The following is a 12,138-nucleotide window of genomic DNA, read 5'->3' on the forward strand; positions in this document are numbered from 1 at the left end:
GTAGTTAGGGGACCCTATCCAGGGTGCCGACGTCGAACGAATGATGAATTGACGATGTCGCCGCACGAATGCGCGCGTCGACGAGACAATGGTGGGAACGGCGGCCGCGTGACGCCGGCGCCAGAGAGAGGACGAGGTAGATGACGAACCCCTTCGATGACGAGAACGGTCGATTCTTCGTGCTGGTCAACGACGAGAACCAGCACTCGCTGTGGCCGGTCTTCGCCGACATCCCGGCGGGCTGGACCAAGGTCTTCGGCGAGGACAGCCGGGCCGCATGTCTGGAGTACGTCGAGAAGAACTGGACCGATCTGCGGCCGCAGAGCCTGATCGACGCCATGGAGGCGGACAAGGCGGCCCGGGCGGGAGGCGGGGACGCCGGCGGCCAGTGAGCCGTAGGAGATGCCCGGCGGTGCGTCCATGTCGCCGCCGGGTGTCACCCTCGTAACACTTTCACATCAGCCCCATCTTTCACATCTTCCTCATTTGGTTGCGCTTGTATCGTCGGCTGCGAAAGTATGTGATCTTGGACTGTGTGATTCGTCACAGCTACCGATGGCCACTCCGCGTGGGTCGCCTCGGTCGGGCACAGTGATCTGAACGTGTTCCGTCGGCGGACCCTCAGTGGTGGCCGTTTGAGGAGGCCGATGTGGTAACCGATCGTGAGGTCGAGGCCGTGGTGTCAGAGGTGGGGCGCCGCGCGCTGATCACGCCCAGTCTGGTGGCGGTGCGTGTCTTCGGTGAGGCCATCACCTTCGGTGATCTCGACCGATCCATCCGTGAGTACACCATCGTGATGGATGCCCGGGGGCTCTCACCGCACGCGGCGTTCTTCGCGGCCCTGCTCCATTGCGCACCGTCGCTCGCGTCGGTGATCGACGGCAAGAGCTGCGAGCGTGTGCTCGACGATGTCGTCACGTGGCTCGGCCGGGGCATCGACACCGGTGGTGCGGACGGATTGCGCGCCGTCGGCTGACCGAGCCGGCTCAGAGCCCCGCGATCAGCAGTACCAGGAAGAGGATCGGCAACCCGACGATGGCACTGCCGGTGCCGAGCACGATCCCGGTGATCGCGCGTCCGGTGCCCCGGTAATCCGAACGCCTGCCGATCTGGAGGGCGCCCACCAGCCCGAGGACGGCGGCCAGCGCACCGACCACGCCGCCGAGGCCGGCCAGTGGGATCAGCGGAACCGACGCCAACCCCGAGATCATCGCCGCCTGTGCGACCGGCGCGGTCCGGCGCATCGGCGGGAGGACGGGCTGCAGCGGGGTGTAGGGGACCGGATCGGGCCGGCCGAGGTCCCAGTAGTCGCCCACCGCGGGCAGCGGGGAATCGTTCTGCCGGGCGCGCGGTGACAACCAGAAGCTGCCGGTGTTCGGCGTCGGTGCCGCGACCTCGACCGGGGCGCACTCGACCGGGGGCGGGGTGGACGGTGTGGGCGTCGCGGCGTCGGCGGCAACCGAATCCGCGGTGGGGAGTGGTTCGTCGTCGTTGACCGTCGGCCATCGGAGATGCTGATCGGTCACCGCGGGCGCGATCGGACTGGTGGGGTGATCGGTCCGCGTCATCCGTTCCTCCTGGTCCATGGGCCTTGACCGAGTGTACCGACGTCCCCGGACATTCCGGCCCGCCGCGGCCGGCGACAGCTGGTGCCCGTTCCGGGTGTGGACGGCCGATGCCCCACCGGAGGGGTCCGGTGGGGCATCGGTTCTCGGTGTGCGGCGCGGGTCAGTGACCGCCGGGCATCATCGACGACAGCTGCTCGACGACGCTGCCGCTGAGCTTCCAGGTCCCGTCGACGTCGACGTAGGTCAGGTCCAGGTCGACCGGATGATCGGGTGCGTGCGGGCTGGTCACGGCGACGGTGACGGTGGCCTTGTCGCCGTCGGCCTTCACGGTCTTCACCTCGTACACCTCGGGGCCGTAGCCTGCGGCCGACGCGCCCTTGTTGTAGGCCTGCAGGGCAGGCTTGGTGGCCGGGTTGGATGTGTCCACCACGGTGTCGAGCTGGTCGCTCGAGGTCTCCGGGTTGAGTGCGGTGCGCAGGATGGTCTGCGCCGACGCCACGTCGAGATCGATCGCCTGGGCCTCGCCCGAGGTGCTCGCCTCGGCGGATGCCGATACAGACGCCGACGTCGTGGTGGTCGAGGTGGTGTCGTCGTCGCCGGAGCATGCGGCGACGGTGAAGACGGCAGCGCCGGCCAGCAGGGCCGCGGCGACGGACTTCCGAAGCGTCATATCGTGACTCCCATCGAGGATTAGGTAAGCCCACACTAACTTACCTGCGGGGTGCGCCCGCACGGACTCCCGCGGGGGAATTAAGCGGACCAAGGTCCGGTTACTCTGGGTGACAGTTCCCACCGGCACCTCGGAGGCGCGCCATGCAGTTCGGACTCTTCAGCGTCAGTGACATCACCACCGACCCCACGACCGGCATCACACCCACCGAGAACGAGCGGATCAAGGCCATCGTGACCATCGCGAAGAAGGCCGAGGACATCGGCCTCGACGTCTTCGCTCTCGGTGAGCACCACAACCGCCCGTTCTTCTCGTCGTCGCCCACCACCACCCTGGCCTACATCGCGGCCCAGACCAGCACCCTGAACCTGTCCACCTCGACCACCTTGATCACGACGAACGATCCGGTGAAGATCGCCGAGGACTTCGCGATGCTGCAACACCTCGCGGACGGACGCGTCGACCTCATGCTCGGCCGCGGCAACACCGGGCCGGTCTACCCGTGGTTCGGCCAGGACATCCGGCAGGGCATCCCGCTCGCGATCGAGAACTACCACCTGCTGCACCGGCTCTGGACCGAGGACGTCGTGACCTGGGAAGGCAAGTTCCGTACCCCGCTCACCTCGTTCACCTCCACCCCGCGCCCGCTCGACGACGTCGCGCCGTTCGTGTGGCACGGTTCGATCCGCAGCCCGGAGATCGCCGAGCAGGCCGCCTACTACGGTGACGGCTTCTTCGCCAACCACATCTTCTGGCCGGCCGAGCACTCCAAGCGGCTGATCGACTTCTACCGCGAGCGCTACGAACACTACGGACACGGGACGGCGCACCAGGCGATCGTCGGCCTCGGCGGACAGTTCTTCATCCGCAAGAACTCCCAGGACGCCGTGCGCGAGTTCCGGCCGTACTTCGACAACGCGCCGGTCTACGGACACGGCCCGTCGCTGGAGGACTTCACCCGGGAGACCCCGTTGACCGTCGGCAGCCCGGCCGAATTCGTCGACCGCACACTGTCGTTCCGCGACACCTTCGGCGACTACCAGCGTCAGCTGTTCCTCGTCGACCACGCCGGGCTGCCGTTGAAGACGGTGCTCGAACAGCTCGACGAACTCGGTGAGGTGCTGCCGGAACTCCGCAAGGGCTTCGCCGAGGGCCGTCCGGGCGACGTCCCCGACGCCCCGACCCATGCGGCGCTGGTCGCCGCCCGCGACGCCGAGACCGATACCACCGACACCACCGAGAAGGTGAACGCATGACGACCGTGAATCTCGTTGCGGTCAATGCCGGACTGGGTGAGCCGTCGTCGACGAGGATGCTCGTCGACCGGCTCGTCGCCGCCACCGGCGCCGAGTTCGGTTCCGATGGGGTCGATGCCGCGGTGACGGTGATCGACCTGCGTGACCTCGCCGTCGATCTCGGGGCCTCGATGGCCGCCGGTTTCGCCACCGGCGCGGCCCGGGCCGCGATCGAGCAGGTGCAGCAGGCCGATGCACTGATCGTGGCGACCCCGGTCTTCAACGCCTCCTATTCGGGGTTATTCAAGATCTTCTTCGACCTCGTCGACGTCGACACGATGGCGGGCACGCCGGTCCTGATCGCGGCGACCGGGGGCAGCCCCCGACATTCGATGGTGCTCGACCACGCGCTCCGACCCCTGTTCGGGTACCTGCGCACCGTGGTGGTCCCGACCGGGGTGTACGCGGCGTCCGAGGACTGGGCCGGCGGTTCGGGCGACACCACCACTCTGGACACCCGGATAGGTCGTGCCGCAGCAGAACTCGCGTCCGTGGTGGACACCCGCCCGACGCGCGTGGAGCGCGCCGCGCGCCGTTCGGCCGACGACACCACCGGCGCCGACGGTTCGGTTCCGACCCGTCGCGCCGAACAGGCGGGTATCGACAACTTCGCGCGGCTGCTGGGCCGGTGATGCGGTGATGCGGGGCCCCACCTGGCCGGGTACCGGGATCTGGATGACAATTGGGGATCTCACCACTCTCCTCGAGGAGGCGTCCCGTGGCCGGCTACCCACCCCGCAATGACACCCCCGACACCCCGGTCCTCCTGCCGGAGCCGATCGAGCGCATCGTGCTGGGGCTCCAACCGGTGCTCGGGCCGATCGCTCGCCGGACGCCGGCCCTGGCCACCATCACCCATCGCGGTCGGGTGACCGGCCGGTCGTTCCGGACCCCGGTGCGCGCCTTCCGCGGCGACGGGGTCCTCGCCGTCGCGATGATCCACGGCACCACCGATTGGGTCCGGAACATACTCGCTGCGGGGCAGGCCGACGTCGCGTCGTCCGGTGCGGACCTGCACATCGTGAACCCGCGGATCGTGCCGGTCGGCGGTGACGCCGACGGGCTTCCCGACGCCGCCCGCAGGGCGTTGCGACGCAGCGCGATCTTGGTCGCCGACATCGGTGACTGAGAGAATCGACTCAACCATCAACGGGTGGTTGGTGATTGAGTTGGGCATCGGCTCAAACATCAACGGGTGGTTGGTGATTGAGTTGGGCGTCGGCTGAACCATCAACGGGTGGTTGGTGATTGAGTTGGGCGTCGGCTGAACCATCAACGGGTGGTTGGTGATTGAGTTGGGACCGAGCCGGAAGGGCGAGGACCCGTGTCGAAATCTTCGCAGCGTACGTCGGTGCGTAACCCTCTTCGGGGTGAGTGGCCTGGCGACTTCGGCCGGCGGGGGTTTCGACTCGACTTGTCGCTGCGCTCCTCGTCGGCTCAACCATCAACTGCCTCTTGCTGGTTGAGACTGGCGTCGGCTCAGCCATCAACTGCCTCTTGCTGGTTGAGCTGGGCGTCGGCTCAGCCATCAACTGCCTCTTGCTGGTTGAGCCGGGACCGAGCATCGCGAGGACCCGTGTCGAAACCCCGTGAGATCGACGTGTCCGCAACCATCGTCGACATGCTCGAGACAAGCCGCGCCGCGGGAATGGCGCATCAGTCGTGCGCGCGGCCCGGTGTGTTCTCCCGGGCACGCAGTCGGGTCCCCGGGAGGCGGGGTGCGGGAAGATGCTGCACCTCACCGTCATAGCCCTGCACCTGGCCGAACCGGTCGCTGTGGGCCATCCACTCCTCGCGGAACGCGACGATGTCGTCGTGACTGCGCCCCAGGAAGTTCCACCACATGATGATGTCCTCGCCCAGTGGCCGCCCACCGAGGACGATCACCCGGGCGGGATCGGCGCCACGGTTGACCAGCGTGATCCGTTCGGCCCCGAGTCCGACGTACCCCAATTCGGTCCGTTCGATTGTGCGCGTAGCTGATTCGTCGATGGCCACGCTGCCGGAATCGACCAGGAAGCCGTGCTCGAAGCCCGGATCGAGATCGAGCACCACCTGGCTGCCTGCGGGCAGGAGTAGCTCGGCACCGAGGAGCGGGGTGAACGTCGGTACCGGTGACACCGACCCGAGCAGTTCGCCGAGGAAGACCCGGGCGGTCACCTCGCCGACCGTGATCAGGGGTGGCGCGTAGTGGGCGAAGCCGCGGGCGGTATCGGCCGCCGACGCCGGCAGGGCGATCCAGAGCTGTACCCCGTGGAGGACGGTGGTGTCGGGGGTGGAGACCTCGGTGTGGGCGATCCCGTGACCGGCTGTCATCAGGTTGAGTTCGCCGGGGCGGACCATGGCGTGGTTGCCCATCGTGTCGCGGTGCTCGATCTCACCGGTGAAAAGCCAACTGGCCGTTTGCAGACCGGTGTGCGGATGTGGTGGGACATCCATACCTCCGGTGGCCGAGACGTCGTCGGGTCCGTAGTGGTCGGCGAAGCACCACGCCCCGATGAGCGATCGCTCCCGTTGCGGAAGGGTGCGATGCACCGTCATCGCGCGCGGGCCACCCAGTGGCACATCGCGTGCGGTGAGGATGTCCATGCGGATCGCGCCGGCACCCTCGGCCGGTGCGGCCTCGGTGTGACAGTGCACCTCGGCGGGTTCGGTCTCCAGATTGCTCATCGCACACCACGCTTTCACCGTCGGGCCGGACGTGTGGGCCCAGTCTACGGTGGCGTGTCGGTGCGCCCGTCAGACCATGGTCGCGTCGTCGAAGCTCATCGCCAGACGCTGCACCGATGTGGTCATCAGGGCGTGTCGGCCCAGTTTCAGGGCGCGCAGTTCGTCGGCGATCTCGTGGTCGCCGAGCGTCAGGCTCGCCCCGCCGATCCGGGTGCGGGTGCCCGTGATCGACCCCAGCCGCCACGGCGTGCAACGGAGCACGCCGTCGAGTTGTGAGTATGCGTGCAGAGTGGTCTCGGCTGCCGACGCGGGTACCGACAGCCCCGGCTTGACGGTGAGATCGGCGATCAGATGGCCGTCCTGGCTCACCCGACCGTGCCGCGTGCGCGAGTCGTGGTCGACGTCGAAGTCGGCGAGGATCTTCGGGAAGCCCCAGATACCGCGGCCGGCGGCCAGGGTGAACTCGCCGTCGACGGGCAGCCGGTGGATCAGGGCGCGGGCGTTTCCGGCGACGAGTCGACGGAGTGCGGTGACCGGTGAGGCCGGGGCGGTCGGGTCGTCCACCAGGAAGCACACCCCGAACTCGTTGTACGGGCCGAGGTCGCCGTCGACGTAGTCGACGAACACGAGCATGCACATTCCTCGCCCGGGCCGGATGCGCAGGGGGGTGGGGCGATGCCCGCCGGTACCGGCGGCGTCGATCGCCGCCTGCATGGCACCGGCGTCGGCGGTGAATCCGGCGACGAAGCAGCGTGCCTCGCGGATCTCGACCGGCATGGTGACCGTCGTGCCGAGGACGTCGTGGTGGGCCCGGGTGCTCATCGGGCCTCCTGTGCGTTCACCGGCCCATTAGAACACGTTCTACTTTCGGCGTCGGGCGGCTTTACTCGATTGATGAATCCGCGCCCCGCGGGGCCGCCATTCGAACGATTTCACGCGAGGTTTGGCCGTGTGGAGCGGACTTCGTCGCATCACCGTGATACCCACAGGGAGCAGGGCAAGTGGTGGATGATCGGGAAGTGGTGTCATGCCTGGACGGATTCTACGAATCGGGATGGTGGATGACCATCGATCGCCGATCTGGGGTATCGAACGCATTCTCGAAGACCAGTCCGATCTCGAACTCGTGCGCGCCGCGGCGACCGTCGACGAACTGCTCGCCGACGGTGCGAATCTCGACATCGTGCTCCTCGACCTGCGCCTCGACGACGGCACGACGCCGCGCGAGAACGTCAACCGGCTCCGCGACGTGGGAATCGGTGCGGTGGTCTACACCTCCGGCGAGCATCCGGCGCTGTTGCGCTCGGCGGCCAAGGCCGGCGCGCTCGGTGTGGTCCTGAAATCGGCCTCCGAAGACGAGATCCGCGCGGCCCTCCGCGCGGCCGGTGAGGGCACTGCGGTGCTGACCACCGAATGGGCCGCGGCCATCGACGGCGACCCGGAACTCGCCGCCGTCGACCTGAGTCCACAGCTGCAGCGGGTGCTCGCCCTGTACGCCTCCGGGGAGACCTCGGCGAGCGTCGGAGACACCCTCGGCGTGACGGCCGAGACCGTCAACGAGTACCTCAAACGCATCCGCCAGAAGTACGCCGATGCCGGCCGCCCGACGCGCACCAAGATCGACCTGTACAAGCGGGCCATCGAGGACGGCTGGCTCCCGGTGCCCGAACGCAACCAGTCCGGCGTCGACGAGCGCCGCCGGCAGGGGCCCCAGGACACGGGATGGCCCTGATCGCGGTGTCTGTGGGTCGTCGCGAGGCGCGCATCCAGCGACTGATGGCGCGATTCGTCGGCGGGGGGTTCATCGCCTACCTCGTGGTGTCGATCGGCGAATTCGCCACCACGGCGGTCTTCGTCGCGCCGTGGTTCACCCCGGTCGGTGCCATCGTCGCGTTCGGTCCCGGGATCGTGCTGTTCGCCTACAGCTTTCGTGAACGCCTCGACCAGCGGCTCCTCGCGGCGATCGCGCTGTCGACGTCGGTCGGCTATCTGCTCGCGAGTGGCCTGTGGTTCCTCGCCTGGGACGGCGTGTCCCGCGATCTCGACCGGGTGTCCTGGCTGATGAGCTTCGGCGGCTTGCCCAGCCTCGCGGCCGTGCTGGTCGGTCCGTTCCCGGTCGGCGCGGCGAGTCTGGTGGTGTGCGTCTCGGTGTCGACCGTGTCGACCAGTGTCGGGAGATACGGCGAACTCGGGTGGACCACCGTGACCCAGGCGCTGTGGGGTATCGCCTACAGTTCGACTTTTCTCATCGCCGCCGCGATGGTGCGGCGCACCGGCCGCACGCTCGACCAGACGCGTGAGGCGGCGCTCGCCGCGGCATCGTCGACCGCCGCGACCGCGGCCAGGGACGTCGAACGCGCGCGATTCGACGCGCTCGTGCACGACCACGTGCTCGCGACGCTGCTGGCGGCGGAGCCCGGCAGGGTCGACGAGCGGCTGGCCGCCCAGGCACGCCGCGCCCCGGACGCGCTCGACGAGCTGACACGGTCGCCCGAGATCACCGATCTGTCCCGGGACGACGCGGCGGTCCGCCTGCGTGTCACCGTCGCCTCGGTCGACGACGCGGTGTCGGTGCGGATCACCGACCTCCCCGCCGGCGGCGAGGTCCGTTACCCGGCGGAGGTGGTGGCGGCCATCAGCGAGGCCCTCGCCGAGGCGGTCCGCAACAGCGTCCGCCACGGTGGCCCGGACGCGCAGGCTGCGGTGTTCGTCGAGCTCGGTGCCGATCACATCCGCGCCGGTGCCGTCGACGACGGCGCCGGGTTCGATCCTGCTGCGGTTCCGCCCGAACGCCTCGGTATCGAGGTGAGCATTCGACTCCGGATGGCATCGGTCCGCGGGGGCGGTGCGCGGGTGCGCAGCGAACCCGGCGACGGCACGACGGTCGGTGTCTGGTGGCAACGGCCCACGGAGGTGTGGGCGTGAGCGTGCGGCCCGCCGGAGCGGGCGGTCCGGACGTGACCTGTGGTCGGCGCTGGCGTCGTCCTCGCAACGACGCCTCGACGATCATCGGCATGCAGTCTCCGGTGGCGTTCGGGGTGATCATCTGGTTCGCCACCGCGGCGGTGGTGGCCAGCGGGTACGGGACCGGCGGCGTCGTGGGGTGGCCGGTCTTCGGGGTCGCTCTCGCGCTGTCGGTGATCGGGGCGGTGGTGTTGCTGCTCGCGCCCGACGATCCGATCGCCGCACCCGCGACCGTCGTCATCGCCGGGACGCCGTCGGTGACGGTGCTGTTGGTGATGACCTCCGTCGAGCCGCCGCCGGCGGTGGCGTTCGGGGTGGTCGCCGGATGCATCTCGGCCACCCTGGCGTTCCTGTGCGTCCGTGGACGGGTGTTGGCCGCGTGGATCGGATTCGTCGCGTCGGTGGTGGTCTCGGTGGCGGGCGGGCTGTTCCTCACCGGGACGCAGGCATGGTTGAGTGCGGAGATCCCCGGTGTCGCGGTCCTGCTGATGTCGACGCTGTTCGCGACGATCATCCGTCCGGCCGCCCGCGAGATCTACGCGCTGCGGGCGCAGACGTTGCTGGAGGTGACCGAGGAGGCGGCCACCCGCGCCACCCTCGCCGAACGCGATGCACAGCTCGCACGGCTCGACGAGCAGGCGCGTGTCCTGCTCGAGTGCATCGCGTCGGCGCAGGTGCTGACCGAGGCCGACACCCTCCGGGCCGGCCTGCTGGAGCGGCGCCTGCGCGATGGGATCCGTGCACCGGCACTCGATGCCCCGGAGGTCGTCGACGCGGCGTGGGCGGCGCGCGAACGTGGCGTCGCCGTGACCTTGCTCGACGACGCGAGGAATGCCGCGCGGCCCGAGGCGCTGGCCGGGGTGCGGTCGGTGGTGGTGGAGATCCTGTCCGGGCTGGGGGCGGGTGCGGCGGTCACCGTCCGGGTGAGTCCGCCGGGTCGCGATCCGTTCGCGACGATCGTCATCCGCGAGGGGGACACCAAGAGACGAGTCGACTACCACGTCCTGAGGGACCATCCTGTGTCGGCGATCGAGCTCGCCGATGGCCCCAGAACTGGGGACACCCCCGCTGACGTGCGAAAATAGTTGAGGGTGCAAGTGTGGTCCCCTGTTAGGGGACTGTTGCCAGACTGTGTAGCACCTTAAAATCTCCTGTGACGAACCAAGTCAGAAGGTGAGTGGTCGGCCCCGCGACCACCGGAACAGGAGGACTTACGGTGACGACCGCAAGTACCGATATCCCGGTTTCCCCCGCTCGTGTGCCCGGACGGGCCCTACCCCAGGCGCGTCAGCCGATGCGCCCGCCGGTGACCCGCATCGCGGACTATCGCCGTCCGCACTTCGAGCGCCCCATCCCCGGACGGCCCGTCGCGCCCGGCGTCGAGCATCAGCAGCCGGTGGTGCCGGTGGCGCCGCCGGTGCGTAAACCGAAGCTGTCTCGCCGCGAGGTCGAGGTGCTCATGGCGTGGCTCGCAGCCGATTCCAAGGAAGAAGCCGCCGAGGCGCTGTTCATCGCAGCGTCCACGGTCAGTACCCACCTGGCCCGCATCCGCGCCAAGTACACCGCAGTGGGTCGGCCCGCTCCCACCAAGACGCACCTGCTCGCGCGGGCGCTGCAGGACGGGATCACCCGTCTCGAGGACTGGTGAGCCGCTCGTCGACGAGCGCGTCCACCACGGGGTTGTCGGCCCCGACCGCACGGATCGGGTGACCGCCGACCAGCGGCACAGACGGCCGGGTCTCATGCAGACCCGGCCGTCGCTGTGTCTCTGGGTCCAGTGGCTGTGGGTCCTGTGTCTGGGGGACCTGTCTCAGGGGGGCTCGGTCCCGGGCGATGGCGCCCACGTGGTGTTCGGACGTCCCGAGAGCCGCGTGCCGGGCCGCGACCGCCGACAACGCGACGTCGATCAGCACCCCACCACCCTGGTCGAGTGCCTCGGTCACCAGTCGTGCCGACTCGATGCCGGTGAGTGGATCCGCGATCGCGTCGGCGCAGAACACCGGTCCCCGCGGGCTTCGTCCGACCAGCCCGCCGGCGACCGCGGCGTCGTCCCCGAATCCGACCCACTGCGCCGCCTCGCCCTCGGCCCCGTGGCCGGTGATCCGCAGCCACACCTGACCTGCGCGCGGAGCGAGATGATCGGCATCCAGGCCGTGCCGGGCCAGGGCACGAGGGCGTGAGGCCTCGATGACGACGTCGGCCGCCCGGAGGAGACGGGCCACCGCTGCGGGATCTCCTGAGAAGTCGGCCGCATAGGCGAGTTTCGGCCCGTTCATCCAGGTGAAGAACTCCGGATTCCCGCGCCGCGTACCGTCCGGGCGCATCGCGCCCTCCACCTTCACCACCGTCGCGCCGGCATCGGCGAGCAGCCGACCGCACAGCGGTCCCGCCCACAACGAGGAGAGGTCGGCCACGAGGAGATCACCCATCGGGCGGTGCGCCCGTGTCGTGCCGCGGGATCGGATGGGGGTCGGGGCCGGGGAGACCTCACCGAGAACCGCCGCCGCCAGTCCGAGCAGTCGCGCTCGTGCCACGAACTCGGCGGCGTCGGACTCGGCGACCACGGCCTCCACATGAGGCCAGACATCGGTGCTCTCGAGGGGGCACTGGAGAAGTGCCGGGACCAGATCGACGTCGTCGGGGCGGGGGAGCGACAGCGCACACCACGTGTCCCGGGCGGCGATCAGACGGGTGGCACCACCCGCCGAGATCCGGCCGCCGCGCCGGAAACCGGTGAGTGCGGCTCGGCCACTGAGGAATTCGGCGGCATCGGGGTGAGATGTGCGCACCCCGGTGAGCGTGCGGAAACGGTCGAGGTTGGCCTGGGCGCGATCAAGCAGGGGGGCGCGGCTGTGATCGGGCGGGCCGTCGGGATCGCCGGTGAGGAAGGCCAGGCCGGACTGCTCCCACCGGTCGCCGGTCATCGAGGTCTCCTTCGCCGTCGCCGATCACGCTACCGGTAGGTTGACCG

Annotated in this window: 14 protein-coding genes; 9 read left to right on the plus strand and 5 right to left on the minus strand. The window is 69.2% G+C overall.

The window, feature by feature from the left end; translation table 11 throughout:
• Positions 1-140: 140 nt before the first annotated feature.
• Positions 141-392, plus strand: coding sequence for an MbtH family protein (locus ACWDUA_RS14840; RefSeq protein ID WP_449751765.1), 252 nt, complete (start codon positions 141-143; stop codon positions 390-392).
• 257 nt (positions 393-649) lie between these two features.
• On the plus strand, positions 650-976 hold the full coding sequence (locus ACWDUA_RS14845) for a hypothetical protein (protein WP_449751766.1): 327 nt from the start codon (positions 650-652) through the stop codon (positions 974-976).
• A 10-nt stretch (positions 977-986) separates the two neighbouring features.
• On the opposite strand, the gene ACWDUA_RS14850 is transcribed toward ACWDUA_RS14845, so the two are convergent.
• Positions 987-1,568 (minus strand): DUF4190 domain-containing protein, encoded by a 582-nt coding sequence (locus tag ACWDUA_RS14850; RefSeq protein WP_449751767.1) that lies wholly within the window; start codon positions 1,566-1,568, stop codon positions 987-989.
• A 160-nt stretch (positions 1,569-1,728) separates the two neighbouring features.
• Positions 1,729-2,238: a DUF4878 domain-containing protein gene (locus tag ACWDUA_RS14855; protein WP_449751768.1), complete on the minus strand. Its 510-nt coding sequence runs from the start codon at positions 2,236-2,238 to the stop codon at positions 1,729-1,731.
• Between the two features lie 143 nt (positions 2,239-2,381).
• Between ACWDUA_RS14855 and ACWDUA_RS14860 the strand changes: the two genes are divergently transcribed.
• The 3 genes from ACWDUA_RS14860 to ACWDUA_RS14870 all read left to right on the plus strand — a co-directional run bounded on the left by ACWDUA_RS14860 (position 2,382) and on the right by ACWDUA_RS14870 (position 4,662).
• Positions 2,382-3,494 carry an LLM class flavin-dependent oxidoreductase gene (locus ACWDUA_RS14860; RefSeq protein WP_449751769.1) on the plus strand — a complete coding sequence of 371 codons (1,113 nt, stop codon included), beginning with the start codon at positions 2,382-2,384 and terminating at the stop codon, positions 3,492-3,494.
• Entirely contained in the window at positions 3,491-4,165 is a 675-nt protein-coding gene (locus ACWDUA_RS14865; protein ID WP_449751770.1) for a CE1759 family FMN reductase, read from the plus strand. Before ACWDUA_RS14860 ends, ACWDUA_RS14865 begins: the two co-directional genes overlap by 4 nt.
• An 86-nt stretch (positions 4,166-4,251) precedes the next feature.
• Positions 4,252-4,662, plus strand: coding sequence for a nitroreductase family deazaflavin-dependent oxidoreductase (locus ACWDUA_RS14870; protein WP_449751771.1), 411 nt, complete (start codon positions 4,252-4,254; stop codon positions 4,660-4,662).
• 527 nt (positions 4,663-5,189) lie between these two features.
• Here ACWDUA_RS14870 and ACWDUA_RS14875 read toward each other — a convergent pair.
• Together ACWDUA_RS14875 and ACWDUA_RS14880 are read right to left on the minus strand one after the other, a co-directional pair.
• The gene (locus ACWDUA_RS14875) at positions 5,190-6,203 is read right to left on the minus strand and encodes a pirin family protein (protein ID WP_449751772.1); all 1,014 of its coding nucleotides are present in this window, start codon (positions 6,201-6,203) and stop codon (positions 5,190-5,192) included.
• Positions 6,204-6,272: 69 nt separating this feature from the next.
• On the minus strand, positions 6,273-7,025 hold the full coding sequence (locus tag ACWDUA_RS14880; RefSeq protein WP_449751773.1) for an acetoacetate decarboxylase family protein: 753 nt from the start codon (positions 7,023-7,025) through the stop codon (positions 6,273-6,275).
• Between the two features lie 205 nt (positions 7,026-7,230).
• Between ACWDUA_RS14880 and ACWDUA_RS14885 the strand changes: the two genes are divergently transcribed.
• From ACWDUA_RS14885 to ACWDUA_RS14900, 4 genes are all read left to right on the plus strand, one after another.
• Positions 7,231-7,935, plus strand: a complete 705-nt coding sequence (locus tag ACWDUA_RS14885) for a response regulator transcription factor (protein ID WP_449751774.1) — start codon at positions 7,231-7,233, stop codon at positions 7,933-7,935.
• Positions 7,926-9,128 carry a sensor histidine kinase gene (locus tag ACWDUA_RS14890; protein ID WP_449751775.1) on the plus strand — a complete coding sequence of 401 codons (1,203 nt, stop codon included), beginning with the start codon at positions 7,926-7,928 and terminating at the stop codon, positions 9,126-9,128. Before ACWDUA_RS14885 ends, ACWDUA_RS14890 begins: the two co-directional genes overlap by 10 nt.
• Entirely contained in the window at positions 9,125-10,252 is a 1,128-nt protein-coding gene (locus ACWDUA_RS14895; RefSeq protein WP_449751776.1) for a hypothetical protein, read from the plus strand. Before ACWDUA_RS14890 ends, ACWDUA_RS14895 begins: the two co-directional genes overlap by 4 nt.
• Before the next feature lie 131 nt (positions 10,253-10,383).
• The gene (locus tag ACWDUA_RS14900; RefSeq protein ID WP_449751777.1) at positions 10,384-10,815 is read left to right on the plus strand and encodes a LuxR C-terminal-related transcriptional regulator; all 432 of its coding nucleotides are present in this window, start codon (positions 10,384-10,386) and stop codon (positions 10,813-10,815) included.
• Here the strand turns inward: ACWDUA_RS14900 and ACWDUA_RS14905 are convergent.
• Positions 10,793-12,091 (minus strand): CoA transferase, encoded by a 1,299-nt coding sequence (locus tag ACWDUA_RS14905; protein ID WP_449751778.1) that lies wholly within the window; start codon positions 12,089-12,091, stop codon positions 10,793-10,795. The two genes, ACWDUA_RS14900 and ACWDUA_RS14905, sit on opposite strands and share 23 nt — an antisense overlap.
• Positions 12,092-12,138 lie beyond the last annotated feature (47 nt).

The organism is Gordonia sp. NPDC003376 (assembly GCF_053589235.1).

Coding starts and splice junctions, on each gene's coding strand:
- ACWDUA_RS14840 (WP_449751765.1), top strand. CDS start 141: ATGACGAACCCCTTCGATGACGAGAACGGTCGATTCTTCGTGCTGGTC.
- ACWDUA_RS14850 (WP_449751767.1), bottom strand. CDS start 1,568: ATGACGCGGACCGATCACCCCACCAGTCCGATCGCGCCCGCGGTGACC.
- ACWDUA_RS14855 (WP_449751768.1), bottom strand. CDS start 2,238: ATGACGCTTCGGAAGTCCGTCGCCGCGGCCCTGCTGGCCGGCGCTGCC.
- ACWDUA_RS14860 (WP_449751769.1), top strand. CDS start 2,382: ATGCAGTTCGGACTCTTCAGCGTCAGTGACATCACCACCGACCCCACG.
- ACWDUA_RS14865 (WP_449751770.1), top strand. CDS start 3,491: ATGACGACCGTGAATCTCGTTGCGGTCAATGCCGGACTGGGTGAGCCG.
- ACWDUA_RS14875 (WP_449751772.1), bottom strand. CDS start 6,203: ATGAGCAATCTGGAGACCGAACCCGCCGAGGTGCACTGTCACACCGAG.
- ACWDUA_RS14880 (WP_449751773.1), bottom strand. CDS start 7,025: ATGAGCACCCGGGCCCACCACGACGTCCTCGGCACGACGGTCACCATG.
- ACWDUA_RS14885 (WP_449751774.1), top strand. CDS start 7,231: ATGCCTGGACGGATTCTACGAATCGGGATGGTGGATGACCATCGATCG.
- ACWDUA_RS14890 (WP_449751775.1), top strand. CDS start 7,926: ATGGCCCTGATCGCGGTGTCTGTGGGTCGTCGCGAGGCGCGCATCCAG.
- ACWDUA_RS14905 (WP_449751778.1), bottom strand. CDS start 12,091: ATGACCGGCGACCGGTGGGAGCAGTCCGGCCTGGCCTTCCTCACCGGC.